The sequence below is a fragment of the Janibacter sp. GS2 genome (assembly GCF_051200835.1).
GTDB lineage: Bacteria > Actinomycetota > Actinomycetes > Actinomycetales > Dermatophilaceae > Janibacter.
This window is the reverse complement of record NZ_CP195161.1, coordinates 2,195,584-2,220,555: the sequence shown is the minus strand read 5'-3', so window position 1 is coordinate 2,220,555 and position 24,972 is coordinate 2,195,584. Positions and strand designations below refer to the sequence as shown.

At 71.4% G+C, this 24,972-nt stretch carries 25 protein-coding genes; 7 read left to right on the top strand and 18 right to left on the bottom strand.

Going from position 1 to position 24,972, the window contains the following annotated elements:
* Positions 1 to 124: 124 nt before the first annotated feature.
* From ruvB to pdxT, 5 genes are all read right to left on the bottom strand, one after another.
* Positions 125 to 1,252, bottom strand: coding sequence for a Holliday junction branch migration DNA helicase RuvB (ruvB, locus tag ACR9E9_RS10670; RefSeq protein ID WP_435198466.1), 1,128 nt, complete (start codon positions 1,250 to 1,252; stop codon positions 125 to 127).
* On the bottom strand, positions 1,249 to 1,851 hold the full coding sequence (gene ruvA, locus ACR9E9_RS10665; RefSeq protein ID WP_435198465.1) for a Holliday junction branch migration protein RuvA: 603 nt from the start codon (positions 1,849 to 1,851) through the stop codon (positions 1,249 to 1,251). The genes ruvB and ruvA overlap by 4 nt, the downstream gene beginning before the upstream one ends.
* Complete coding sequence (ruvC, locus tag ACR9E9_RS10660; protein WP_435198464.1) at positions 1,848 to 2,384, bottom strand: crossover junction endodeoxyribonuclease RuvC; 537 nt, start codon at positions 2,382 to 2,384, stop codon at positions 1,848 to 1,850. Before ruvC ends, ruvA begins: the two co-directional genes overlap by 4 nt.
* Positions 2,385 to 2,499: 115 nt before the next feature.
* Positions 2,500 to 3,258, bottom strand: a complete 759-nt coding sequence (locus ACR9E9_RS10655; RefSeq protein ID WP_435198463.1) for a YebC/PmpR family DNA-binding transcriptional regulator — start codon at positions 3,256 to 3,258, stop codon at positions 2,500 to 2,502.
* Between the two features lie 92 nt (positions 3,259 to 3,350).
* Positions 3,351 to 3,962, bottom strand: a complete 612-nt coding sequence (pdxT, locus tag ACR9E9_RS10650; RefSeq protein WP_435198462.1) for a pyridoxal 5'-phosphate synthase glutaminase subunit PdxT — start codon at positions 3,960 to 3,962, stop codon at positions 3,351 to 3,353.
* Positions 3,963 to 4,091: 129 nt separating this feature from the next.
* Between pdxT and ACR9E9_RS10645 the strand changes: the two genes are divergently transcribed.
* The gene (locus ACR9E9_RS10645; protein ID WP_435198461.1) at positions 4,092 to 5,438 is read left to right on the top strand and encodes a hypothetical protein; all 1,347 of its coding nucleotides are present in this window, start codon (positions 4,092 to 4,094) and stop codon (positions 5,436 to 5,438) included.
* 137 nt (positions 5,439 to 5,575) lie between these two features.
* The gene (locus ACR9E9_RS10640; RefSeq protein WP_435198460.1) at positions 5,576 to 5,860 is read left to right on the top strand and encodes a YtxH domain-containing protein; all 285 of its coding nucleotides are present in this window, start codon (positions 5,576 to 5,578) and stop codon (positions 5,858 to 5,860) included.
* A gap of 25 nt (positions 5,861 to 5,885) precedes the next feature.
* Here ACR9E9_RS10640 and pdxS read toward each other — a convergent pair whose 3' ends face one another.
* The 8 genes from pdxS to thrS all read right to left on the bottom strand — a co-directional run bounded on the left by pdxS (position 5,886) and on the right by thrS (position 13,514).
* Positions 5,886 to 6,797 carry a pyridoxal 5'-phosphate synthase lyase subunit PdxS gene (gene pdxS, locus ACR9E9_RS10635; protein ID WP_435198459.1) on the bottom strand — a complete coding sequence of 304 codons (912 nt, stop codon included), beginning with the start codon at positions 6,795 to 6,797 and terminating at the stop codon, positions 5,886 to 5,888.
* A 135-nt stretch (positions 6,798 to 6,932) separates the two neighbouring features.
* A complete protein-coding gene (locus ACR9E9_RS10630) occupies positions 6,933 to 7,514 on the bottom strand; it encodes a hypothetical protein (protein WP_435198458.1) in 582 nt (193 codons plus the stop codon).
* A complete protein-coding gene (locus ACR9E9_RS10625; RefSeq protein WP_435198457.1) occupies positions 7,514 to 8,698 on the bottom strand; it encodes a glycosyltransferase family 4 protein in 1,185 nt (394 codons plus the stop codon). Before ACR9E9_RS10625 ends, ACR9E9_RS10630 begins: the two co-directional genes overlap by 1 nt.
* Entirely contained in the window at positions 8,695 to 9,621 is a 927-nt protein-coding gene (locus ACR9E9_RS10620) for a phosphatidylinositol mannoside acyltransferase (protein WP_435198456.1), read from the bottom strand. The genes ACR9E9_RS10625 and ACR9E9_RS10620 overlap by 4 nt, the downstream gene beginning before the upstream one ends.
* Before the next feature lie 5 nt (positions 9,622 to 9,626).
* Positions 9,627 to 10,268: a phosphatidylinositol phosphate synthase gene (gene pgsA, locus ACR9E9_RS10615; RefSeq protein WP_435198455.1), complete on the bottom strand. Its 642-nt coding sequence runs from the start codon at positions 10,266 to 10,268 to the stop codon at positions 9,627 to 9,629.
* Positions 10,269 to 10,357: 89 nt separating this feature from the next.
* Positions 10,358 to 10,921: an HIT family protein gene (locus tag ACR9E9_RS10610; RefSeq protein ID WP_435198454.1), complete on the bottom strand. Its 564-nt coding sequence runs from the start codon at positions 10,919 to 10,921 to the stop codon at positions 10,358 to 10,360.
* A gap of 27 nt (positions 10,922 to 10,948) precedes the next feature.
* Entirely contained in the window at positions 10,949 to 11,416 is a 468-nt protein-coding gene (locus tag ACR9E9_RS10605; protein WP_435198453.1) for a GNAT family N-acetyltransferase, read from the bottom strand.
* Between the two features lie 49 nt (positions 11,417 to 11,465).
* Entirely contained in the window at positions 11,466 to 13,514 is a 2,049-nt protein-coding gene (thrS, locus tag ACR9E9_RS10600; RefSeq protein WP_435198452.1) for a threonine--tRNA ligase, read from the bottom strand.
* Between the two features lie 131 nt (positions 13,515 to 13,645).
* Here thrS and ACR9E9_RS10595 point away from each other — a divergent pair, with 131 nt between their 5' ends.
* Positions 13,646 to 14,368 (top strand): MOSC domain-containing protein, encoded by a 723-nt coding sequence (locus ACR9E9_RS10595; RefSeq protein ID WP_435198451.1) that lies wholly within the window; start codon positions 13,646 to 13,648, stop codon positions 14,366 to 14,368.
* A gap of 11 nt (positions 14,369 to 14,379) precedes the next feature.
* On the opposite strand, the gene ACR9E9_RS10590 is transcribed toward ACR9E9_RS10595, so the two are convergent.
* The 5 genes from ACR9E9_RS10590 to ACR9E9_RS10570 all read right to left on the bottom strand — a co-directional run bounded on the left by ACR9E9_RS10590 (position 14,380) and on the right by ACR9E9_RS10570 (position 19,389).
* Positions 14,380 to 14,742, bottom strand: coding sequence for a VOC family protein (locus ACR9E9_RS10590; RefSeq protein ID WP_435198450.1), 363 nt, complete (start codon positions 14,740 to 14,742; stop codon positions 14,380 to 14,382).
* Between the two features lie 185 nt (positions 14,743 to 14,927).
* Positions 14,928 to 15,773, bottom strand: a complete 846-nt coding sequence (locus tag ACR9E9_RS10585; protein ID WP_435198449.1) for a hypothetical protein — start codon at positions 15,771 to 15,773, stop codon at positions 14,928 to 14,930.
* A gap of 103 nt (positions 15,774 to 15,876) precedes the next feature.
* Positions 15,877 to 16,728 (bottom strand): MaoC family dehydratase, encoded by an 852-nt coding sequence (locus tag ACR9E9_RS10580; RefSeq protein WP_435198448.1) that lies wholly within the window; start codon positions 16,726 to 16,728, stop codon positions 15,877 to 15,879.
* The gene (locus tag ACR9E9_RS10575) at positions 16,728 to 18,065 is read right to left on the bottom strand and encodes a 3-oxoacyl-ACP reductase (RefSeq protein WP_435198447.1); all 1,338 of its coding nucleotides are present in this window, start codon (positions 18,063 to 18,065) and stop codon (positions 16,728 to 16,730) included. Before ACR9E9_RS10575 ends, ACR9E9_RS10580 begins: the two co-directional genes overlap by 1 nt.
* Before the next feature lie 34 nt (positions 18,066 to 18,099).
* Positions 18,100 to 19,389, bottom strand: coding sequence for an acetyl-CoA C-acetyltransferase (locus ACR9E9_RS10570; protein ID WP_435198446.1), 1,290 nt, complete (start codon positions 19,387 to 19,389; stop codon positions 18,100 to 18,102).
* 113 nt (positions 19,390 to 19,502) lie between these two features.
* Between ACR9E9_RS10570 and ACR9E9_RS10565 the strand changes: the two genes are divergently transcribed.
* Genes ACR9E9_RS10565 through ACR9E9_RS10550 form a run of 4 tightly spaced genes read left to right on the top strand, consistent with a single transcriptional unit; the run spans position 19,503 to position 24,944 of the window.
* Positions 19,503 to 20,177 carry a TetR/AcrR family transcriptional regulator gene (locus tag ACR9E9_RS10565; protein WP_435198445.1) on the top strand — a complete coding sequence of 225 codons (675 nt, stop codon included), beginning with the start codon at positions 19,503 to 19,505 and terminating at the stop codon, positions 20,175 to 20,177.
* 34 nt (positions 20,178 to 20,211) lie between these two features.
* The gene (locus ACR9E9_RS10560; RefSeq protein ID WP_435198444.1) at positions 20,212 to 21,573 is read left to right on the top strand and encodes a M20/M25/M40 family metallo-hydrolase; all 1,362 of its coding nucleotides are present in this window, start codon (positions 20,212 to 20,214) and stop codon (positions 21,571 to 21,573) included.
* A complete protein-coding gene (locus ACR9E9_RS10555; protein WP_435198443.1) occupies positions 21,570 to 22,988 on the top strand; it encodes an MFS transporter in 1,419 nt (472 codons plus the stop codon). Before ACR9E9_RS10560 ends, ACR9E9_RS10555 begins: the two co-directional genes overlap by 4 nt.
* Positions 22,989 to 23,012: 24 nt before the next feature.
* A complete protein-coding gene (locus tag ACR9E9_RS10550) occupies positions 23,013 to 24,944 on the top strand; it encodes an acyl-CoA dehydrogenase family protein (protein WP_435198442.1) in 1,932 nt (643 codons plus the stop codon).
* The last annotated feature ends 28 nt before the right edge of the window (positions 24,945 to 24,972 follow it).

Sequence of the window (24,972 nt, the reverse complement as noted above, 5' to 3'; positions counted from 1 at the left end):
GGTCGGGACCGATCGGTCAGGTCGACGTCACAGTGGCCCGGGCGTGCCCGGGCCAATAGCCGAGTCTAGGTCAGGGCTGTGAGGGTCTCCAACGGACAGGCCGGTCGAGGGGTTCCCGTCTCGATCATCCGAGGCGACCGGTCTCGGGTGGGTCCCTGAGGGGAAGGGGGGTCTGCTGCCCCGGTGGCGGGGCGAGGCCCAGGTGATCCCAGGCCGCGGGGGTGGCCAACCGGCCACGGGGGCTGCGCACGATGTAACCCTGCCGCACCAGGTAGGGCTCGGCGACCGTCTCGACGGTGTCCGTCTCCTCCCCGACCGCGACGGCGAGGGTCGACAGACCGACCGGCCCCCCACCGAAGCGACGGCACAGGGCGTCGAGGACCGCGCGATCGAGGCGGTCGAGGCCGACCTCGTCGACGTCGAAGAGCGCCAGCGCACGGTCGGCCGCGGTGCGGTCGACGTGTCCGGTGCCGTGCACCTGGGCCCAGTCACGCACCCGGCGCAGCAGCCGGTTGGACACGCGGGGCGTCCCCCTCGACCGGCGAGCGATCTCCGCGAGGGCGTCGCCCTTCGCCTCCACCCCGAGCAGGCCCGCGCTGCGCGCGAGGATGCGCTCGAGGTCGGCGACCTCGTAGAAGTCGAGGTGGCCGGTGAAGCCGAACCGGTCCCGCAGGGGCGCCGGGAGCAGACCGGCCCGGGTGGTGGCGCCGACGACGGTGAAGGGGGGCAGCTCCAGGGGGATGGCGGTCGCGCCGGGGCCCTTGCCGACGATGACGTCGACCCGGAAGTCCTCCATCGCGAGGTAGAGCATCTCCTCGGCGGGACGCGACATGCGGTGGATCTCGTCGAGGAAGAGCACCTCGCCCTCGGCGAGCGAGGACAGCACCGAGGCGAGGTCGCCCGCGTGCTGGATCGCCGGCCCGGACGTGACGCGGATCGGCTGCTCGAGCTCGGCGGCGACGATCATGGCCAGGGTGGTCTTGCCCAGCCCCGGTGGGCCGGAGAGCAGGATGTGGTCCGGTGGGGCCGCTCGTCGCCGGGCCGCCTCGAGGACGAGTCCGAGCTGGTCGCGCACCTTGGGTTGGCCGGGGAAGTCAGCGAGCCGTCGAGGGCGCAGCGCCGCCTCGACGACGCCGTCGTCCTCGGTGCTGCCGGCATCGACGACCCGGGCGGTGGCGTCGAAGGAGCCGTCCTCCTCGCGCGGCTCGTCGTCGGCGACCCGCATCTCGGAGCTGAAGCCGTCGTCGCTCATCGGGCGAGGACCTGCAGGGCGGCCTTGAGTGCGGTGGAGACATCCGTGGGCACCGCGCCGTCGGTGTCGCGGCCCACCACCTCGACGGCCTCACCCGACTGCTTCGCGGAGTAGCCGAGCCCGACGAGCGCCTCGGTGACCTGGTCCTGCCATCCGCCCGTCGCGGTCGACGCCGGGGAGGCCGCGCCGCCGCCGGGCACCTCGGGCAGCTTGCCGCGCAGCTCGAGGGCGATGCGTTCCGCCCCCTTCCTGCCGATGCCGGGGACCTTGGTCAGGGTCGCGATGTCGTCCGCGGAGACGGCCGCGGACAGCTCCTGCGGGCTGAGCACGGACAACAGGGCCATGGCCACCCGGGGACCGACACCGGTGACGGTCTGGGCGAGCTCGAAGGTGTCCCGCTCCCCCGCCGCGGCGAAGCCGTAGAGCGTCATCGAGTCCTCGCGCACGATCATGCTCGTCGCGAGCTCGACCTCGGACCCGTGGCGGCAGCCGGCGGCGACGGCGGGCGGGGTGTGGACGAGCAGTCCGACGCCGTGGACGTCGACGACGATCCGGTCGAGGGCGACGTGGCTGGCCACGCCCCGGACCGAGGCGATCATCGGGTGGCCACCGATCGCTGGCGGGCGCGTTCGCTCGCGGCGGCGAGCTCCCGGCGCACCTGTGCGGTGCCGCGCCACTGGTGGCAGATGGCCAGGGCCAGGGCGTCGGCGGCGTCGGCGGGCTTCGGCGCCTGCGACAGCGCGAGGATGCGGGTGACCATCGTGGTCACCTGGGCCTTGTCGGCGCGCCCGGAGCCGGTGACCGCGGCCTTGACCTCGGTCGGGGTGTGCAGCACGACGGGGAGGCCACGACGCGCTCCGGCGAGCAGCACGAGACCACTGACCTGGGCGGTCGTCATGACGGTGGGCACGTGATCGGCCGCATAGACGCGCTCGAGGGCGATGGCCTGCGGCTCGAACCGGTCGAGCCAGGTGTCCAGCTCGTCCTGGATGTAGGCCAACCGGTCCCCGGTCGAGCGCTCGGGCGTCGTGCGCACGACACCGACGGCCGACATGCGCAGGGCGTGGGTCTCGCCGTCGACGACGCCGAGTCCGCACCGGGTCAGTCCCGGGTCCACGCCGAGCACGCGCACGTGCACCCTCCTTGATCCGACCGGGGCGCTCCGCCTGGAGGCACCCGCTTAGAACACCTGTTCTAGTGGCGAGACTACGTGTCGGCGTCCGGGTCCCGGCGGCCGACACGCCGGGTCAGTCCTCGGCGTCCAGCTGGGCCAGGACCTCGTCGGAGAGGTCACCGTTGGTGTAGACGTTCTGCACGTCGTCGCTGTCCTCGAGGGCCTCGACCACGCGGATCATCTTCTTCGCTCCGTCGAGGTCCAGGGGCACCTCCAGGCTCGGCAGGAAGACCGCCTCGGCCGAGTCGTAGTCGACCTCGGCCTCCTGCAGCGCGGTGCGCACCGCGACGAAGTCGGTGGCCTCGGAGACGATCTGCCAGGACTCGCCGAAGTCGTTGATCTCCTCCGCTCCCGCCTCGAGGACGATCTCGAGCAGGTCCTCGTCGCTCTTCTCCGCCTTGGGCACCATGACGACGCCCCGGCGGTTGAAGAGGTAGGCGACCGAGTTCGGGTCGGCGAGATTGCCGCCGTTGCGGCTCAGCGCGGTCCGCACCTCGGTCGCCGCGCGGTTCTTGTTGTCGGTCAGGCACTCGATGAGGACGGCGACGCCCCCCGGGGCATAGCCCTCGTAGGTGATCCCCTCCCAGTTCGAGCCACCGGCCTCGGCACCGGAGCCGCGCTTGACCGCCCGCTCGATGTTGTCGTTCGGGACCGAGTTCTTCTTGGCCTTCTGGATGGCGTCGTAGAGCGTCGGGTTGCCGACCGGGTCACCGCCGCCCGTGCGGGCAGCCACCTCGATGTACTTGATGAGCTTGGCGAAGAGCTTGCCGCGCTTGGCGTCGATCGCCGCCTTCTTGTGCTTCGTGGTTGCCCATTTGGAGTGGCCGGACACGGTGGTCTCCTCGGTGTGGCTGGCAGATGGTCCGAGGATGGATCCTACGCGGTCCGGCGCCCTCCCCTCCGGGAGCACGGGGGCGACGTGGGTCAGGTCGCGGAGCGGACCATCTCGACGAAGAGGGCGTGGACCCGGTGGTCCCCGGTGACCTCCGGGTGGAAACTCGTCGCGAGGAGGTTCCCCTGCCGCACCACGACCGGGTGCGACTCCCCCTTCGCCTCGACGGCGGCGAGCACCTCGACGCGCTCACCGCACTCCTCGACCCACGGGGCGCGGATGAAGATCGCCCGCACCGGCCCGCCCGCGATGCCGGCGATGGGCAGGTCGCACTCGTAGGAGTCGACCTGACGACCGAAGGCGTTGCGGCGCACCGTGATGTCCATGCCGCCCAGGGTCTGCTGCTCCCGGTGCCCGTCGAGGATCCGGTCGGCGAGCAGGATCATGCCGGCACAGCTGCCGTAGACCGGCATCCCCTGCGCGATCCGGGCCCGAAGGGGGTCGCGCAGGTCGAAGATCCGGGTGAGCTTGTCGATGGTCGTCGACTCGCCGCCCGGCAGGACGAGCCCGTCCACCGCGGCGAGCTCGGCCGGGCGGCGGACCGCGGTGGTCCGCGCCCCCGACGCCTCCAGGGCGGCCCGGTGCTCCCGCACGTCTCCCTGGACGGCGAGGACGCCGAGATGTGGCACAGGTGCATCCGTCACGGCCGCAGGCTACGGCAGCCGGGGCGTGGTACGTTCCGCGCGTCCACCGGGCGAGGAGTGGGGTTGACTCTCCCCCGCGGACAGCCATGTCGTGCCGTGCCATCCGCCGATGGCCTCTGGGGGGATCTCATGCTCACGTTCATCCTGCGCCGCTCGCTCGCTCCCGTCGTCACGGTGCTGCTCGCAGTGCTCGCCGGCGCGGCCGCTCCAGCGACCGCCGAGGCCGAGACCCGGCCGACCGTCCCTCCCGAGCAGTACGTCGTGGGCGGCTGCCGGGTCGTGTTCACCGGGAGCGGAGAGCCGTCGCTGGCGGCCAGCAGTGACAAGCCCTGCGTCGGGGTGCAGTCGGTGGCCCGCACCACGCAGGGCGACCTCGACGTGGTACTCACCCCCCAGTCGGCCCAGGCGGCGATCCGCCTCATGGTCTCCCCCAGCACCCAGATGATCGAGCGGGGGATCGTCGCCGGCGCCACGGGCGGGCGCGACGTCATCACGCTGCGCATGTACGACGACCGGGCGGGCAAGCGCGTGGACCTGCGCACGCCCAGCGGCCGCGACCGGGTCGCCGGCACCGCGGTCCACGTGGGGTGGACCAAGGCCGGCGGCGCCGATGCCGGCACCATCGACCCGGGCCACAACGCGCTGGGCCCGAACCACGACCTCACGGCCACCTCCGCCGGCACGGTGCCCGGCGGGTGCGTGCTGCGCATGACCACCACCGGCGTCACCGTCCACGCCAACACCACCCACCGGTGCATCGGTGTCTCCTCGGTCGGCATCTCGTCGACGGGCCGGATCCGGGTCACCGCCAGCCCGGAGCAGCGCGGAGCCGTCGTCAACGTCCAGGGCGACGCGGACGAGACCCTGACGACCCGCGGTATCGGGCTCGGGGTCTCGGCATCCGCTTCGACGATGAACTTCTCCCTGTACGACTCCCGCCTCAACCGCAGGCTCGACCTGCGCAAGGCAGCCGACCTGCGTCGGGTGAGCGGCAGCACGGCCAATGTGTGGCTCAGCTGGACCAAGACGACCGCTCGTCCGGGCAGCCCCCGGGCCACGACGGTCCAGGCGGCGGACAAGTACGGGCCCTACCGGGACGGCTCCGCCGCCATCGACAGCGTCGTCCAGCGCGGCTGCACCGTCGACTTCTCCGGTGCCTACGAGAGCCCGCGACTGGCCGGGTCCTACGTGCGACTGTGCACCGGCGTGACCGGCCTGTGGTTCAACTCCAAGGGCGAGATCGTCCTGGGAGGGTCGGTCAGCCCCATCGTGTCTGCCACCACCGTGGGCAGCCGCAGCCTCACCGACTACGGGATCCGCGTCGGTGTCTCCGGCGGCGGTCGCACGAGCACCTACCGCTTCTACAGCTGGAGGCTGGGCCGCACGCTCGACCTGTCCGAGCGGTCCGACCGCAGGCTGTTCGAACGCTCCGGGTCCTCGATCCTCATCGGGTGGAGTCACCCCACCACCGGCTGAGCCCACACAGAGGGCATCGGGCCCGGGTGGCCCGGTGTCGACGTGGACCGTTTCGGCGGCCGCACCCGGGGGTAGGTCGAGGCCGCTGGCTGCTCCGTCCGGGACGGCCGGCGGAACACCGAACCCTGGAGGTTGTCATGGGAAAGATCTCACTGTTGCTCGGCGCGGGCGTCGGCTACGTCCTCGGCACGCGAGCGGGACGGCAGCAGTACGACCGGATGGCCGCCGAGGCGAAGCGGATGTGGCGAGACCCCCGGGTGCAGAAGAAGGCGCGCGAGGCCCAGGACACCGCCAGTGACCTCGGTCAGAAGGCCGGCGACAAGGTGAACTCGACGATCCAGGAGCACACCGGGGACTCCTCCCCGAGCGGCCCCACCGGCGGTGGGGCCCCACCCAGGGACGGGACCCCACCGCTCAGCTGACCACCGGTCGACGGTTGGCTGAGCTCTACCAGCCGCGCTCGGCCAGCCGGTGGGGCTGGGGGATGTCGTCGACGTTGATGCCGACCATGGCCTCGCCCAGGCCACGGGAGATCGTCGCGAGGGTGTCCGGGTCGTCGAAGAAGGTCGTGGCCTTGACGATGGCCTCGGCACGCTGGGCCGGGTTGTTCGCCTTGAAGATGCCCGACCCCACGAAGACGCCCTCGGCGCCGAGCTGCATCATCATCGCGGCGTCGGCGGGGGTGGCGATGCCACCGGCGGTGAAGAGCACGACGGGCAGCTTGCCGGCGCTCGCGACCTCCTTGACGAGCTCGTAGGGAGCCTGGAGCTCCTTCGCCGCGACGTAGAGCTCGTCCTCGGCGAGGTTCTGCAGGCGGCGGATCTGACCGCGGATCTGACGCATGTGCGTCGTCGCGTTGGAGACGTCGCCGGTGCCGGCCTCCCCCTTCGAGCGGATCATCGCGGCACCCTCGGTGATGCGGCGCAGGGCCTCACCCAGGTTGGTCGCGCCGCAGACGAAGGGAACGGTGTAGGCCCACTTGTCGATGTGGTTGGCGTAGTCGGCCGGGGTGAGCACCTCCGACTCGTCGATGTAGTCGACACCGAGCGACTGCAGGACCTGCGCCTCGACGAAGTGGCCGATGCGCGCCTTGGCCATGACCGGGATCGAGACGGCCTCGATGATCCCGTCGATCATGTCCGGGTCACTCATCCGGGAGACCCCACCCTGGGCCCGGATGTCGGCGGGCACGCGCTCGAGGGCCATGACGGCGACCGCACCGGCGTCCTCGGCGATCGTGGCCTGCTCGGGGGTGACCACGTCCATGATGACGCCGCCCTTGAGCATCTCCGCCATACCGCGCTTGACCCGTGCGGTCCCGGTCTCGGTCGTGCTCTGGGCAGGCTGCTGGTCAGTCATCGTCCATCCTGGCTGTCGGCGTGAAGGGGGAGCACCCGGCAAGACTTGCTCGGCGCTGGGAGCAGTTTAGGGGCGTGGGCGATGCGTGTCCGATCCGGTCCGGGCCGACGACGGGGATGGCCCCGTGAGCGGGGGTCACTCCCCCGGCAGGGCGTCGTCGAACTCGACGGTCCGTGGGAGCTCGGCGTGGCCGGCCAGTCGGAAGAGTCGCACGACCCGCTTGGCCCGCACCCGCTGGACCTCCTTGACGGCATCGTTGTGGAAGCGACGGGCCAGCTGCACCCGCAGTCCCGCGTGGCGCACCCGCTCGAGGGCGGCTGCACCCGGGTCACCCTTCGCCTCGATGTCACGCACGACCTCCGGCGGCAGTGCGGCGTGCAGCACCTCGGAGAGCTGGCTCTCGACGCCCTCACGACCGGCGAAGTGCTGCCCCTCGAGAAGGTCCGCCTCGAAGGTCCGCTCGTTGTGCCGCTCCAGCGACTCGCTGGCCGCCGCGGCCACGAGGACACCGCTCGCCGGGTCGACCGCCCCCGAGTTGGCCAGCTCGATGCTCGCCTCGGCCCGGCGGACCACGTGGGCGTCGAGCGCGGAGAGCGCGCCCTCGACCTTCGCGTGGAGGCGATCCAGCCGGGCCGCGCTGTAGGAGAGGTACCAGGCGAGGACGAGCAGGACGCAGACGACGGCTGCACCGACACCGAGGACACCGATGACCTCCATCAGCGCCCACCACCGAGACCGCGGCTGCGCCCGGGCCGCAACCGGGTGACCTCGTGCGGACGGTGACCGGCGTCGACGACCGTCTCGTAGACCGCGAGGATCTCCTCGGCGACGATCCCCCAGTCGAAGACCCGGGCCCGCTCACGACCGAGGTCCGACAGGGCTCGAAGGCGGGCGGGGTCACCCAGGAGCTCCACCGCCCGAGCGGCGAGGTCGTCGGGGCGGTCGGCGGCGAAGATCGCCCCCGCCATCCCCGCCCGACCGGTGTCGAGGACGCGTTGGAAGGCGGCCAGGTCGCTCGCGAGGACCGGGGCACCCGCCGCCATCGCCTCGACGAGGACGATCCCGAAGCTCTCGCCCCCGGTGTGGGGGGCGATGTACAGGTCGGCCGAGGCCAGCACACGTGCCTTGTCCTCGTCGGACAGCGCACCGAGGAACTCACTCGCTGCCACCACGCGCTCGGGCAGCCGAGCCCGCACGGCCTCCGCGGCTCCCGGCCCGACGACGAGCAGCCGGGCGCCGGGCACCTCGTCGAGGATCCGGGGCATCGCCTCCGCGAGCACCGGCAGTCCCTTGCGGGGTTCATCGATCCGGCCGAGGAAGACCAGGGTCGGTCGCCCCGGCGCTCCGGTCCACCGCACGGTGCGTTCGGCCCGGGCGAAGGCAGCGGTGTCGACGCCGTTCGGGATGACGACGGCGTCACCGCCGATGTGTGTGGTGACGGTGCGCCGGGCGTCCTCCGAGACCGCGATCCGGCCGTGGATCTTCTCGATCGAGGGCCGCAGCAGCGGGTAGGCCGCCTGCATCGCACGGGAGCGGACGTTCGAGGTGTGGAAGGTCGCGACGACCGGGACGGTCACGGCCCACAGTGCGAGCACGGACAGGCTGGGGGCGAGGGGCTCGTGGATGTGCACGACGTCGAAGTCACCCTCCTCGAGCCAGCGCGCGACCCTGGCCGCGGCGACCGGGCCGAAGAGCAACCGCGCGGTCGAGCCGTTGTAGCGGATGGGCACGGCGCGTCCGGCGGGGACGACGTAGTCGGGCAGCCGTGTGCCCTCGTCCGCGGGCGCGAGGACCGACACGTGGTGACCGGCGCGGAGGAGGTACTCCGCGAGGTCGCGGATGTGGAACTGCACACCGCCGGGGACGTCGAAGGAGTACGGGCTGACCAGACCGATCCTCATCCGGCCTCCTCGGGGTGCGCGCGCCGGTCGGCGGCGAGGTCGTCGACGAAGACCCGCTGCATCATGTGCCAGTCCTGGGTGTGCTGGGCGATCGCCCGCCCGAAGGTCTCGGCGCACGCCCGGGTGACCTGCTCGACGGCCTGCGGGCTCCCGGGCGGGGGCGTGGCGACCGCGTCGTGGATGGTGATGACCATCCCCCACTCGCGACCGACACGCTCGTGGCGCAGGGTCACCGGGTAGAGGCGGTACCCGCTCTCGACGGCCAGGGCGGCCGGTCCGGCCGCCATCCGGGCGGGGTGACCGCACAGGTCGACCTCGACCCCGGTGGCGGACAGGTCCCGGTCGGCGAGCAACGGCATGACGACCGGCTCCCCGGTTGCGAGCTGGGTCCGCAGCTGCTCGAAGGTGCCCTTCTGCGCGGGCAGGATCCGCATGCCCAGGCTCTCGCGGTAGTCGAGGAAGGCCCGGAACATCTCCTCGGGCTCGAGCCGCTCGGCGACGGTGACCACCGGACCGAGGTGCCGGGCGCACCAGACCCCGGCGAGGTCCCAGTTGCCGGTGTGCCCGAGGAAGCAGACGACCGGACGGCCGGCGGCGAGCTCTCCCCGGAGCTCGGGCATGGCTCCCTCCCAGCGCACGAGGCGGTCGACGTCGCTGCCCCTGAGCGACGGGAGGCGGAAGGCCTCGACGTAGTAGCGAAGGGCGGCGCGCACCCCCTTCGCCGTGAGGTCGTCGAGCTGCGCTCCGGTGAGCTCCGGACGCACCCGGCCGTAGTTGGCGCGCAGGCGCTGCACCGCGCCGCCGTCGCGCGCGGTGGCGCGATCGGCGGCGACGTCGAAGATCCAGTAGGCGGCGCGGGCGGGAAGGAGCCGCAGCAGGCGCCACGCGAGGACGAAGGCGAGGAGGGTGATCCGCCCGCGCATCCGCGTCATGATGTCGGCGCAGCTGCCCCGGACGAGGATCCTGCCGCGCGCACCTGCTGTCGGACGACGAGGATCCGCTGGACCACCGTGATGAAGCTGGCGACGACCAGCAGCGCGAGGACGACCTTGAGCACGACCTCGGGAAGGCCCATCCCCACCAGGCCGGTCGTCACGAGCGCCGCGACGAGGCGGTCTGCGCGCTCGGCGATCCCGACGTCGGCGCGCATCCCGAGGCCCTCGGCGCGCGCGCGGGCATAGGAGACGATGCTGCCGAGGACGAGGCAGGCCAGGGCCAACCACGCCATGACGCGGTCGTCACCGCCCTGGAAGAACCAGATCGTCAGGCCGGCGAAGATCGCCGCGTCACCCATCCGGTCGAGGGTGGAGTCGAGGAAGGCGCCCCAGCTGCCCGGACGGTCGAGCTGGCGGGCCATGATGCCGTCGATGGTGTCGGAGAAGACGAAGGCGGTGATCACGAGCACGCCGATGAGCAGCTCGCCCATCGGGAAGAAGATCAGTGCCCCGAGGCAGACGCCCAGTGTGCCGACGATCGTCACCACGTCGGGGCTCACGCCCAGACGGAGGAGCAGCCTCGCCACCGGGGTGAGGATCCGGGTGACGGCCGCGCGCGCGTATCGATTGAGCATCTCGGGCACCAGCGTAACCGGCTTCGGGCACGTCCCGATCACGCCGCGCGGCAGGGTGACCGTCCCCACAGCCGGTGTCTCGCGGCCGCTCAGCGCTCCGTGGTGGGCCAGGCGGTGGCCAGTGCCGTGCGCGCGTCCTCGAGGAGGATCGGCAGCGCCTTGGTCTGGGCGATGATCGGCAGGAAGTTCATGTCCCCGCCCCAGCGCGGGATGACGTGCTGGTGGAGGTGGGCGGCCACCCCGGCGCCGGCGACGGCGCCCTGGTTCATCCCGAGGTTGAAGCCGTGCGGGTTCGAGGTCTCCTGCAGCACCCGGATCGCCGTCTTGGTCAGCGCGGTGAACTCGTGCGTCTCCTCGTCGGTGAGGTCGATGTAGAGCGAGACGTGCCGGTACGGGCAGACGAGGACGTGACCGGCGTTGTACGGGAAGAGGTTCATCACGACGAAGCAGGTCCGACCACGGTGCACGACGAGACCCTCGGCGTCCTCCTTGTCCGGCGCGGCGCAGAAGGGACAGCCCTCGCCGGCGTCCTCGCTCGGCCGCTCACCGGTGACGTACGCCATGCGGTGGGGCGTCCAGAGCCGATCGAACCCGTCCGGGACACCGACGAAGGAGCGCTCGTCCTCGAGGGGTCGCTCGTGGGGCTCGGTCATGGGGCCGATCCTGTCACGCCGCACCCGTCATCCCGAGGACCGGGGCACCCACTCCCGAAGGCGGTCCACGGGAGGGCCGAAGCCGACCGCGTCGAAGAGCGGACGTCCCGCGGCCGAGGCGTTGAGGCGGATCCAGCGGATCTCCTCCTCGGTGGCGGCCCGCTGCACCGCCGCCATGAGCGCTGTCCCGATCCCCCGACGCCGCCGGTCGGCCGAGACGTAGACCTGCTGCACGTACCACCACTCCGGGCGGCCGGGAGCCACGAGGCCGGGCAGCTTGCGTACGCGCTGGGCGAGGACGCACCCGACGGGCCGACCGTCTGCCTCATCGGCGATCCACCCGCGGTAGTCCGCGAAGTCCTCGAGCAGCGCGTCGGCGTACTCCGCGAGGAACCCGGCCCGCGCCGGGCGAGCGCGCTCACGGTCCTGCTGTATGCGCAGGGCCGCCAGGGAGACGGCGTCATCGCGTTCGACGGGGCGGATCCGCGGGTCCATGCCCGCAACCTAGCCCACCGGACGCGAAGGGGGCGGGCGTCGCCCGTCGTCAGGCCGTGCCGGCGGGGCGCACGTCCGGGCCGGGGTTGGTCAGGCTCGGCGCCGAGGTGATCTGGTCCCGGTGCTCGATCGCCGAGAGGACCTTGGTGATCGCCTCCTCGATGGGGACGCCGTTCTCCTGCGACCCGTCGCGATAGCGGAAGGAGACCGCGTCGTGGCCACGGTCCTCCTCGCCGGCGATGAGGGTGAAGGGCACCTTGGCCTTGCTCGCATTGCGGATCTTCTTCGGGAAGCGGTCGTCGCTGGCGTCGAGCTCCACGCGGATCCCCTTCGCCTTCATCTGCGACAGCACGCCCCAGAGGTAGTCGGCGTACTCCTCGGCGACCGGGACACCGAGCACCTGGACGGGGCTCAGCCACACGGGGAAGGCGCCGGCGTAGTGCTCGACCAGGACGCCGATGAAGCGCTCGATCGAGCCGAACTTCGCCGAGTGGATCATCACCGGCTGCTGGCGGGAGCCGTCCGCGGCCTGGTACTCCAGGGCGAACCGGTCCGGGGAGGGCTGGTTGAAGTCGTACTGGATCGTGCTCATCTGCCAGGTGCGGCCGATCGCGTCTCGCGCCTGCACGGAGACCTTCGGGCCGTAGTAGGCGGCGCCGCCGGGGTCGGGCACGAGCTCGAGACCGGTCTCGCCACAGACCTGCTCGAGGACGGCGGTCGCCTCGGCCCAGTCCGCGTCGGAGCCGATGAACTTCGAGCTCCCCTCCCCCTCCTCGTCCCGCGTGGACAGCTCGAGGTAGAAGTCATGGAGCCCGAAGTCGCGCAGCAGGCCGAGGATGAAGTCGAGCAGGTGGCGGATCTCGTCGGGGGCCTGCTCCTTGGTCACGTAGGAGTGGCTGTCGTCCTGGGCGAAGCCGCGCACGCGCGTCAGCCCGTGGATGACCCCGGACTTCTCGTGCCGGTAGACGTGCCCGAACTCGAAGAGACGCAGCGGCAGCTCACGGTAGGAGCGCTGCTTCGAGCGGTAGATGAGGTTGTGCATCGGGCAGTTCATCGCCTTGAGGCGGTAGTCCATGCCGTCGACGTCGAGGGGCGCGAACATCCCCTCCCCGTAGTACGGCAGGTGACCGGAGGTGTGGAACAGGCCCTCCTTGGCGATGTGTGGGGTGCCGACGTACTCGAAGCCCTCCTCGATGTGACGTCGGCGGACGTAGTCCTCCATCTCGCGCTTGATGACGCCACCCTTGGGGTGGAAGACCGGGAGGCCGGAGCCGATCTCGTCGGGGAAGGAGTAGAGGTCGAGCTCGCGGCCGAGCTTGCGGTGGTCACGCTTCTCGGCCTCCGCAAGCCGCTCGAGATAGGCCTTGAGCTCGTCCTTCGTGGCCCAGGCCGTGCCGTAGATGCGCTGCAGCTGCGGGTTCTTCTCGCTCCCGCGCCAGTAGGCCGCCGCCGAGCGCATCACCTTGAAGGCATTGCCGAGGAGCTTGGTGCTCGGGATGTGCGGGCCTCGGCACAGGTCACCCCAGGCGACCGACCCATCGCGGCGGAGATTGTCGTAGATCGTCAGCTGGGCCCCGCCGACCTCGACCTCGGCACCCTCGGCCACGTCGTCCGCGGAGCCACCCTTGAGCCCGATGAGCTCGCACTTGTACGGCTCGTCGGAGAGCTCCGTCAGCGCCGCCTCGTCGCTGATCTCGCGGCGGTGGAAGGTCTGGCCCTCGTTGACGATCTTCTGCATCGCCTTCTCGAGGGCCTTGAGGTCCTCCGGGGTGAAGGGCTCCTCGACGTCGAAGTCGTAGTAGAAGCCGTCGCGGACCGGTGGCCCGATCCCGAGCTTGGCGTGAGGGTGGACCTGCTGGACGGCCTGGGCGAGCACGTGGGCGCACGAGTGACGCAGGACGTCGAGACCGTCCTGCTCCGCAGCCGTCACCGGCTCGACGACGTCACCCGCGACCAGCTCGTGGGCGAGGTCGCGCAGCTCGTCGTTGACGCGGGCGACGAGGACCGCGCGATCCCCCTCGAAGAGCTCGGCGGCGGTCGTGCCCGGGTCCACCGATCGCTCGTCTCCGGCGACGGTGATGGTGAGCTGGGCAGACACGGGGATCTCCTGGTGGGACGGTACGAGGCGCCCGGTCGGGCACCGTCGAACTCTATCCCCGAGGGCGCGAGAGACCCCAGCCGGTTTCACCCCGAGGCAACCGCTCGAAGGGTTGGGGTTGACTGGGCGCCATGCACATCACCCGGATCGGCATCACCCCGCTGAAGGGGGCCCGGCACGCCGAGCGCCGCCAGCTCCGGCTGGAGACCACCGGACCGGTCGGTGACCGGGTCCTCTGCCTTCTCGACGTCGAGCGGGACCGGGTGCTGCGCACCGTCGACCACCCCCGACTCGTCCTCGTCGACGCGGTGTGGGACGGCACCGTCCTCTCCCTTCGCACCCCCGATGACCGCCGGGCCATCGCTCCCACGCAGCCGACCGGAGAGCGCCTGACCCGGGACTACTGGGGCCGGGACGCGCAGCTGGAGCTGCTCACCTCACCGCATGCCGCGCTGCTCAGCGCGTACCTGGGGTGCGAGGTCCGCCTGGCCCGGGTGGCCCCCGGGGAGGTCGTCTACGGCGGCCCGGTCAGCCTGGTCAGCACCGGCGAGCTGGCCGAGCTGGCCGAGAGTGAGAGCGCCCGCTTCCGGGCGACCCTCACCCTGGACGCCGATCGGGTCCCCGAGCCGGGCACACGGCTGCACCTCGGCGACGCGGTGATCCGGGTCCGCGGGGCCGTCCCCCGGTGCCGCGTCATCGACGTCGATCCGGCCACGGGCCGGATGAACCGCTCGCTCCTGAAGGACCTGGCGGCGCGGCCGCGCCGGACCGGTGAGCTCGGCTTCGGTGTCGACGCCGACGTGCTGGTGCCCGGCGTGGTCCGTGCCGGTGACCGGGTGTCACCCCGGGAGTGACGGGACGCGGCTCAGGTCTCGGTCATGCCCTCGTACAGGCCGATCTGGTTGCCGTCCGGGTCCTGCAGGACCGCCCACCAGCTCGTGTCCGAGATCGGGGCCTTGTCCATGACGACCTGTCCACCCGCCTCGACGGCCGCGGTCAGCACCGCGTCGATCGAGTCGACCTCGACGTACGAGCGTGGCTGGGTGAGGTCCCCGGACCGGGCCACGAGTCCGCCGCCGCTGATCTTGTTCGGCGCCTGCCACATCGGATAGTCCTCGAAGCCGGGCGGTCCCGCGATCTGCCAGCCGAAGAGCGAGCTGTAGAAGGCGGTGGCCGCGTCCGTGTCCGCGACCGGGATCTCGATGTGGGTGATGTCTCCGTGTGCCATCACCCAAGTGTGCCAGTGGGTGTGACGTGCGTCACGTCTTTCCTCCGGGGGACCCGTGGGCCCCTCCCCCGAGACTTCGCCTTCGGCACCTGCACCGCGAGCTACCAGAGCGAAGGGGGATGGAGAGAGACCCGTGGCCCGAAGGACTCCTGTGCCTGGCTCAGGGCGGCCAGATCGTGCGCAGATCACCCGTGCACGTGGTGAACCAGCTCCATCATCCATCGGATCCACACCAGTGCGGTCGGCACGAGCAGTGCCGCGAAAGCGACCACGAGGACCCAGCTCGCGCCGACCGATTGGTGTCGGATCATCGCGGCTGCCATCACGAGGATGGCTGTGAGCAGCCAGGTCATGAAGCCCAGCGCGGTGATCGCCGCCACGTCACTGACCGCGCTGGGGTTCCTTTGGGCGAGGCCGGTGATGATGAGGAGCGGGATGACGATCCCCAGGTCGAGGTACTTGATGACCCAGAACAGCGCGGTCGCTGTCGTGTACTCCTCGGTCGGGCCGGTGCGATAGAAGCCTGCCAGCTGAGCCATCCACAGCAGGGCGAACAGAACGCCCAAAGCGATGACGACCGCCAGGGTCGCCTGGCGAGGAGCGCTGGGCATTGGCGGCAGCGCCGATAGGGCGCGCACGGAGAAGACCAGGAGCAGGAGCGCACTTGCTGTGATGGCGGTGTACAGCAGGAAGGCCGTCTCTGCATTCCCGGGGTACTTCCCGTACTCCTGCCCCATGACGACGGTGAAGAACGTGTAGATGACGTACGCAGAGGCCCCCGCCGTCAGTGCCGGTGCCCAGTCCCTGCCGGCCCACCAGAAGGGGGTGCATGCGAGGAAGAGCACGGCCAACGAGGAAGTGACCAGCTCGCCCCCGACGTACTGGACGAGTGCGTCTGCGGACATGTGGAACCTGACGCGTCCAGCCACCAAGGGCCCGATGACCGTCGCGACGGCCAGGAGTAGCCCGACGACGACGCACAACACCCCACCGGTGAGCTCGGTGGTGCGGGCCATCCCTGCTGCAGGCATGCGCGGACCCCCTGACTCCGTCGGTCCGACGTTACGCCTCCGGCCTCGAGGCAGCGGCGGCCTGCGGTGGCCGCGCCCGGCTCGGCCGTGAATCTCGCGCGGCTCAGTCCAGCGTGAGCACCAGGTGCTCGGTCGTCGGCGTGCGCGAGTTGCGCAGACCGGCCACCACGGGCCCGCCCCGACCCTGCGTGTCGATGACGAAGTCGACCTTCGCCGGCAGCAGGACCGGCTTCTTGAACCACACGTGGCTCGTGCTCGGTCCGCTGGTCACGGGGCCGATGGCGCCGAGCACACGGGCATAGGTCCACATGCCGTGCGCGATGGCCCGGGGGAAGCCCATCGCCTTGGCGGTGACCGCACTCATGTGGATCGGGTTGATGTCACCGGAGGCCAGCCCGTAGGTGCGACCGAGGTCGCCCGGAAGGCTCCACCTGGCGGCGGCGTACCCGGTGGGGATCGGCGGCGCCGGCGCCCCGCGATCGGCCTCGGCATCGCCGCGTCCGCGGGCGAGGTAGGTCGAGCGGCCCTCCCAGACACGCTCGCCCGCGACCTCCACCTCGGTGACGAGGTCGACGACCGTGCCCTTGGGGTGGGCACGCAGGTTCTCCGCGGAGACGGTGATGTCGAGCGCCTCGTCGAAGCGCAGCTCGCGGTGGACCGTGATGACGTTCTCGACGTGGACGAGACCCATGAGCGGCAGCGGGAATCCCCGGCCGGACATGAGCGTCATCTGCAGCGGGAAGCCGAGCACGTGCGGGTACGTGTGCGGCAGCACGTCGCTGTTGTTGAACCCGCAGATCCGCTGGTACTCCAGCAGGTCGTGCCGGTCGACGCCGTGACCGCTCAGGCGCACCGTCGTGTCCGGCAGCTGCGTGCCCGCGGTCCGTCCCGGCAGCGCGGCCTTCGCGTAGATCGGGCCGAGAGCCGGGATGGACGTGAGCGTCGTGACCGCCATCAGGCGCCCAGGATCATCTGGCCGCACACGCGGACGACGTTGCCGCTCACGGCGCGGTTGGCGTCCCACGAGAACCACCCGATGGTCTCGGCGACGTCCACCGGCAGACCACCCTGCGAGAGGGAGTTGGTCAGGCGACCGACCTCACGCGTGGCGAGCGGGATCTTCGCGGTCATCTCGGTCTCGATGAAGCCGGGGGCCACCGCGTTGACGGTGACGCCCTTCGCGACGATCTGCGGGTCCTTCGCGAGGCTCGTGGTCATGCCGATGACGCCGGCCTTGCTCGCTCCGTAGTTCGCCTGGCCGCGGTTGCCCGCGATCCCGGCGATGGAGGCGACGTTGACGATGTGGCCGCCCTCGTTGATCGCGGGGACGAGGTCCTCGTTCATCCGCAGGATCGACAGCAGGTTGACGTTGAGGACGGAGCCCCAGCGGTCGGCGTCGGTGTTGACCAGGAGCTTGTCCCGGGTGATGCCCGCGTTGTGGACGACGATGTCGAAGCCACCGTGCAGGCTCCGGGCGTGGTCGACGATCTTGGCGCCGGCGTCCTCGGCCGTGACGTCGACCTGCAGCGCCGAGCCGCCGATCGTGTTGGCGACCTCGGCGAGCGGCCCGCCGGCGGCGGGGATGTCGACGCAGATGATGGTGGCCCCGTCGCGGGCGAGGACCTCGGCGATGGCCGCGCCGATGCCGCGGGCGGCACCCGTGACGACGGCCACCTTGCCGGCGAGCGGGGCATCCCAGCTCTCCGGCACGGTGAGCTCCCCGAGCGCCTCGCCGACGTGCACGACCTGGGCCGAGACGTAGGCGGAGCGGCCGGAGAGGAGGAAGCGGATCGTCGCCTCGGCGTTGGCGTCCGCGCCCTCGGCGACATAGACCATGTTGGCGGTGCCCCCGGCGCGCATCTCCTTGCCGACGGAGCGGACGATGCCCTCGAGGGCGCGACGGACCGCGGCCTCCGCGACGTCGGTGGTGTCCTCGACCGGACGGCCGATGACGATGACCCGACCCGTGGGGGCGAGCGTCTTCAGTGCCGGGGCGAGGATGCCGCGGAGGGACTCCAGGTCGGCGGGGGTGGTGGCCTGCGTCATGTCGACGACGACGCCGGCGACGGAGGTCGAGGGCGAGGTCGCGATCTGGACGCCGTCGGCCTCGAGCGCCGCGGTGAGGGTCGCGGCGACCGGGGCGTCACCGTGACCGTCGAGCAGGACCGCGCCGTTGATGAGCGAACCGCCCGCCGTGTGACGACGCAGCGTGGTCGGCCGGGGCAGGCCGAGGGTGTTGGCGATCTGCTTGCCCAGACCGGAGCTGACGAACTTGCCGTACTCGAATCCCATGTGGGTGTTCTCCTTGGTTCGCTTCGGGGAGGGCTCAGGCGCCCTCGAGGATGGCCACGACGCCCTGTCCACCCGCGGCGCAGATGGAGATCAGGCCGCGGCTGCCCGGGCCCTTCTCGTGGAGCATCTTCGCCAGCGCGGCGACGATGCGGCCACCGGTGGCGGCGAAGGGGTGGCCCGCGGCGAGCGAGGAGCCGTTGACGTTGAGCTTGTCCCGGTCGATCGTGCCGAGCGTGGAGTCGCGGCCGAGCTTCTCCCGGCAGAAGTCCTCGTCGTCCCACGCCGTGAGCGTGGACAGGACGGTGGCGGCGAAGGCCTCGTGGATCTCGTAGTAGTCGAAGTCCTGGAGGGTGAGGCCATTGCGCTCGAGCATCCGCGGGATGGCGTAGGCCGGGGCCATGAGCAGGCCCTCGGCGCCGTGGACGTAGTCCACCGCGGCGGCCTGGCCGTCGACGAACCACGCGAGCGGGGTCAGACCCTGCTCGGCGGCCCACTCCTCGGAGCCGATGAGCACCGTCGAGGCGCCGTCGGTCAGCGGGGTCGAGTTCCCGGCGGTCATCGTCGCGTCGTCGCCCTTGCCGAAGGCCGGCTTGAGCTTCGCCAGCTTCTCCATGGACGAGTCGGGGCGCAGGTTCTGGTCACGGGAGACCCCCATGAAGCTCGTCATGAGGTCGTCCTGGAAGCCCTCGTCGTAGGCACGGGCGAGGTTGCGGTGGCTGGCGACCGCCAGCTCGTCCTGGGCCTCGCGGGTGATGCCCCACTTCTTGGCGGTGATCGCCATGTGGTCGCCCATGGAGAGTCCGGTGCGCGGCTCGACGTTGGCCGGCGTGGAGACGCCCAGATCGGTGGGGCGGATCTTCGCCAGCGCGAGGGCCTGCGCCTTGGCGCCCTTCGCCCGGTTGACCTTGAGCAGCTTCTTGCGCAGCGACTCGGTGACCATGATCGGGGCGTCGGAGGCGGTGTCGACGCCCCCGGCGACGCCGGAGTCGATCTGACCGAGCTTGATCTTGTTCGACACGAGGAGAGCAGCCTCGAGGCCGGTGCCGCAGGCCTGCTGGATGTCGTAGGCCGAGGTGGTCGGCGCCAGCGCGGAGCCGAGCACCGCCTCCCGGGTGAGGTTGAAGTCGCGGGAGTGCTTGATCACGGCACCGCCGACGACCTCGTCGAGGCGCTTCCCGCCGAGGTTGTACCGGGCGACGAGTCCGTCGAGTGCGGCGGTGAACATGTCCTGGTTGGACGCCTCGGCGTAGGGGCCGAACTGTCGGGCGAAGGGGATGCGGTTGCCACCGAGGACGGCGGCGCGACGCGGAAGGTTGTGAGCCACCACGGGTCTCCTGATCGTGAGCGGGGAGTGCGTCGGGACCGTGACGGCCCCGGCGTCCGACTATACGGTACCGACGGTAGCAGGTACCGACGGTACCTGCTAACGTCAGCCGGGTGAGGACCACCACCGATGGACGCAGCGCCCGCTGGGAGCTGCACCGCCAGCAGCGACGCAAGGAGCTCGTCGAGTCGGCGATCCGCACCATCCGCAGCCGCGGAGCCACCGTCGGCATGGACGAGCTCGCCGCCGATGCAGGCACCTCGAAGACGGTCTTCTACCGTCACTTCACCGATCGCCACGGCCTCTACCAGGCGGTCGCGGAACGGGTCGACGAGCTGATCCTGCGCGACATCGGTCGAGTCCTCGGCGAGAACACGAAGGACGACGAGCTCGGCGACCTCGACCTCGCCCCACGCTCGGTGATCCACGCGGCGATCGATGCCTACCTCAACCTCGTCGAGCGCGACCCCGAGCTCTACCGCTTCATCGTCTCCGCGCCCATCGTCGGGACGGAGAGGTCCGGCAATGCCGCCGAGGCGGTCGCCAATGCCACCGGCAAGATCGCCGGCCAGATCAGCGAGCTGATCTCCGCCGCGCTCGTCGACCGCGGCAACGACCCGGCACCGGCCAGCCTGTGGGGCCAGTCGATCGTCGGGCTCGTCCGCGCGGGCGCCGACGCCTGGCTCGCCGGGCTCGCCGGCAACTTCACGCGCGAGGAGCTCACCGAGGCGCTGACCGACCTGGCCTGGTCGGGGATCGCGGTCGCCTGGAACCGCCCGTCGACCTGACCCTGGGCGCCTACCGGCGAGTAGTGTGCCCGGCATGGCCACCACCGATGCCCCGGGCGTCTCCGCTCTGCGCGAGATCCTGCGCCTGCCGACGGTCGCGATGCCCGACCCCGCGGACACCCCGGCTGCTCCCTTCGTCGAGCTGCACCGCCTGCTGCGCAAGCACTTCCCACTGACCCACGACATCGGGGAAGTCATCGACGTGCCGCCGCACGGCCTGCTCATCCGCGTCCCGGCGGACCCCGACTCCCCGACCGCAGGCACCGACCCGATCGTCCTCATGGCGCACATGGATGTCGTGCCGATCGGCGACGAGCACCGGTGGAGCCAGCCACCCCTGGGCGGTGACCTCGTCGACGGGGTCATCTGGGGACGCGGAACGCTCGATGACAAGGGCCAGCTCGTCGCCGTGATCACCGCCGTCGAGTCGCTGCTCGCCGAGGGTGGGCGACCGGCCCGCGAGGTGTGGTTGTCCTTCGGCAGCGACGAGGAGGTCATGGGCTCCGGCGCGCAGAGCGCGGTGGCCATCCTGCGCGAACGTGGCGTGACCCCCTGGTTCGTCCTCGACGAGGGCGGTGCCGTCGCCTCGGACGCCTTTCCCGGCGTGACCCGGCCCCTCGGTGTCGTGGGCGTCTCGGAGAAGGGCGTGCTCTCCCTTCGCCTCACCGCCAGCGGCCGGGGCGGCCACGCCTCCCGGCCGACGAAGGGAGGACCCGCGGCCCGCATCGCCGCGGCCATCACGCGCCTGGAGCGACGCCCCTTCCCCGCGCACCTGTCCCCGGCGACGCTCGAGATGTTCCGCCGCCTGGCCCCGCACCTGCCTCGACCGGTGCGACCGCTGATCGACCGGGCGGAGCGCTTCCCCGGGGCACTGGCGAGGGTCATGGTGGCCGCCGGGCCGGAGGCAGCAGCCTTGGCCCGCACCACGATCGCGGTGACCACCCTCTCCGGCTCCCCCGCGATCAATGTCAGCCCGACCGCGGTCCGGGTCGGACTCAACCTGCGCATCGCGGTCGGCGAGACCGCCTCCGCGGCCACCGGGAGGATCCGTCGGATCGTCGGGAGGGACATCGAGATCGAGGTCGAGGAGTCGCACGACCCGAGTCCGCTGTCACCGGTCGACGACCCGGCCTTCACGGTGATCGAGCAGGCCGTGACCGAGATCTTCCCGGACGCGGTCCCGGTGCCGTACGTCATGTACGCGGCGACGGACTCACGGCACTTCACCGAGATCTGCCCCCGGGTGTATCGCTTCGCCCCCTTCCGGATGAGCGCCCAGCAGCGCGAATCGATCCACAGCTACGACGAGCGGCTCGCTCTGGCGGACTTCCTCGACGGAATCCGCTGGTACCGAGCCCTCCTGGAGTCCCTCACGGACATCGACGGGGTGGCGTGAGCCCGGCCATCTGGCGGCTCGTCGGCTTCCTCGCCGCCGTCGAGATCGCCTCCGGCGTACTGCAGGGGTACTACACCCCCCTCTACTCCGACATCGCCACCCACCTGGGCATCGGCGACGGAGACGTCAACTGGTTCGAGGCGGCCCAACTCATCGTCGCGGCGCTCGCCATCCCCGTGCTCGCCCGCCTGGGCGACCTGCACGGACACCGCCGGGTGCTCGTCGGCGCCACGCTCGTCACCGCGATGGCCGGCTGGCTCATCGCCTTCGCTCCGGGGTTTTGGACCTTCCTCATCGGGTGGGCCCTGCAGGGGGTCTACACCGTGTGGCTGCCGATGGAGATCGCGATCCTCCACGAGCGGTCGCGGGACCGGCCCGACCAGCCGGCCCTGGTGCGCCGGGGCGCGGCCCTGCTCGTCCTCGCCCTCGAGATCGGCGTCATTGCCGGCGCCCTGAGCGCCGGTGCACTGCAACCCCACTGGGGCATGACGGCGATCCTCTCCGTCCCGGCCGCCGCGACGACCATCGCCCTCGTCGCGATCCTCCTCGGGGTGCGCGATGCTCCGGCGACGGCCACCGGTCGACTGGACCTGCCGGGCACGGGCTTGTTGACCGTCGGCCTGGTGACCGTCCTCGGCGGGCTCGTGGTCGTCCGCCTGCAGGGCCTGACGAGCCCCCTGGCGTGGCTGCTCGTCCTCAGCGGTCTGCTCGTGCTCGTCGCCTTCGTGAGAGTCGAGTCGGCCAGCGACTCCCCCCTCATCGACGTGCGAGCGCTGGCTGCGCCCGCGATGTGGCCGGTGCAGCTCGCGGCCGCACTGTTCGGGATGAGCGTCCTCGGTGCCCAGATCCCACTGTCGACCTTCGCTCGCACCGACCCCGCCGAGGTCGGCTACGGCCTGGGCGTCGACGCGGGGGCGATCGCCAACCTCATCGGCCTGTACGTGGTGTCGATGGCGGTCGGTGCCCTGCTCTCCCCCGTGGCCGCTCGCCGTCTCGGGGTCAAGGGGATGCTCGTCGGGTCTGCGGTCCTCGTGGCCGTCGGCTACGCGATCTTCCTCCCCCTGCACGGGCAGCTGCTGCACGTGATGCTCGCCATGGGGGTCGTCGGACTCGGCTCGGGCGCCCTGGTCGCCTCGCTCCCGGCAGCGGCGGCACAGGCCGCTCAGCACGGCGGCACCGCCGAGGCGGCCGGCCTGACGAATGCGACGAAGACCGTGGGCGGCTGCGTCGCCTCGGCGCTCTTCGCCGTCGCCCTCGCCTCCACGGGAAGCATCTCCGACCCGGCCGCCGGGCACGCCCCCATGTCGGGCTACCTCACCGTGTGGGGCATCTGCTCGGGCTCAGCGCTCGTCGCCGCGGTCGTGCTCTCCCGGCTGCCCACGGCCGACAGGGAGTTCTCGCTCACAGCCGCCTGACCCGGGATCTGCGACCATGCCGACATGGTGAGCACCGAGCAGACCAAGGATCCCGTGGCCGAGCAGATCAGGTCCGTCCTCGACGGGCGCTGGGCGGACGCTCGCCAGCGGCTGCGCGCGGACGAGACCTTCCCCGCGGCGGTGCCCGGACGTGAGCTGGGTCTCGAGGAGCACCGCGCCGCGACCCTCGAGGCGGTACGCGCCCTCGCCGGCACCGACCTCGCCAACGGCGCCCTGCCGCTCGCCCAGGGCGGCACCGGCGACCTCGGCGCCTCCGTGACGGGACTGGAGATGCTCGGGCACGGCGACCTGTCCGTGCTGATCAAGGCCGGAGTGCAGTTCGGTCTCTTCGGCGGCGCCATCGCCAACCTCGGCACGCAGCCGCACCACGAGCAGTACCTGCGCCCCATGGCCGACCTGACCCTGCCGGGTTGCTTCGCGATGACCGAGACCGGACACGGCTCGGACGTGCAGTCCATCCTCACCACGGCGACCCACGACCCGGAGACCGACGAGCTCGTCGTCCACTCCCCTTCGCCGGCAGCCCGCAAGGACTACATCGGCGGTGCGGCCCGCGACGGCCGCCTCGCCGCGGTCTTCGCCCAGCTCGTCGTCGCCGGGGAGAACCACGGCGTGCACTGCGTGCTCGTGCCGATCCGGGACGACGCGGGGCAGGCGATGCCCGGCGTGACGATCAGCGACTGCGGCCCCAAGATGGGCCTGCGGGGGGTCGACAACGGTCGCCTGATGTTCGACCACGTCCGGGTGCCGCGCGCCAACCTGCTGAACAAGTACGGCGACATCGACGACGACGGGCACTACTCCTCGCCCATCGAGAGCGTGAACCGGCGCTTCTTCACGATGCTCGGCACCCTCGTGCGCGGTCGGGTCACCGTCGGTGCCGGAGCGGGCGCCGCGGCGCGCAGCGCCCTGACCCTGGCCGTGCGATACGGCCTGGCCCGCACGCAGTTCAGCTACCCGGACGGTGAGCACGAGGTGGTCATCCTCGACTACCTCGGCCACCAGCGGAAGCTCCTGCCCCGACTCGCCCGCTCCTACGGCCTGGCGCTGGCCCAGAACGCGCTCGTGGAGAAGATGGCCGCGATCGACGCCGGTGAGGTGACCTCCGAGGACGCCCAGCGCGAGCTCGAGGCGAGGGCCGCCGGGATCAAGGCGATCACGACCGAGCACGCCACCGACACGATCCAGGCCTGCCGCGAGGCCTGCGGCGGCGCCGGCTACATGACGGCCAACCGGTTCACCGACCTCAAGGCCGACACCGACGTCTTCACGACCTTCGAGGGGGACAACACCGTCCTGCTGCAGCTGACCGGGAAGGGGATGTTGACCAACCACGCCGCGGACTTCAACGAGCTCGACACCCGCGGGGCGATCCTCTTCGGGGCGCGGCAGGTGACGACCTCGGTCATCGAGCGCACCATCGGCGGATCGCTCATCCAGCGGCTCATCTCCGGTGCCCCCGGGCGCGACGGCGACGATGCCCTCAACGACCGCGGTGGGCAGCTGGCCTTCTTCGAGGACCGGGAGAGCCACCTCCTCGAGACCCTCGCGACGCGACTGCGCACGGCCGACGAGGCCGACTCCTTCGCGACCTTCAACGGGGCCCAGGACCACCTGCTCGAGGCGGCGCGGGCGCGGATCGACCGGGTGACCCTCGAGGCCTTCGTCACCGCCATCGACGAGGCACCCCAAGGACCCGGCCGGGACCTGCTGGAGAAGGTGTGCGACCTCTTCGTCCTCAGCACCGTCGAGACGAACCGGGCGTGGTTCCTCGAGCACGGCCGGCTCAGCTCGAGACAGTCGAAGGGGGTCGTCAGCCGCGTCAACGAGCTGTGCGCCGAGCTGCGCCCCGAGGCGCGCACGCTCGTGGACGCCTTCGGCATCCCCGACGCGTGGCTGACCACCGAGATGATGGCGGACCTCGCGACCTTCTAGAGGCCCCCTCCCCCGCGACGACGTGTGG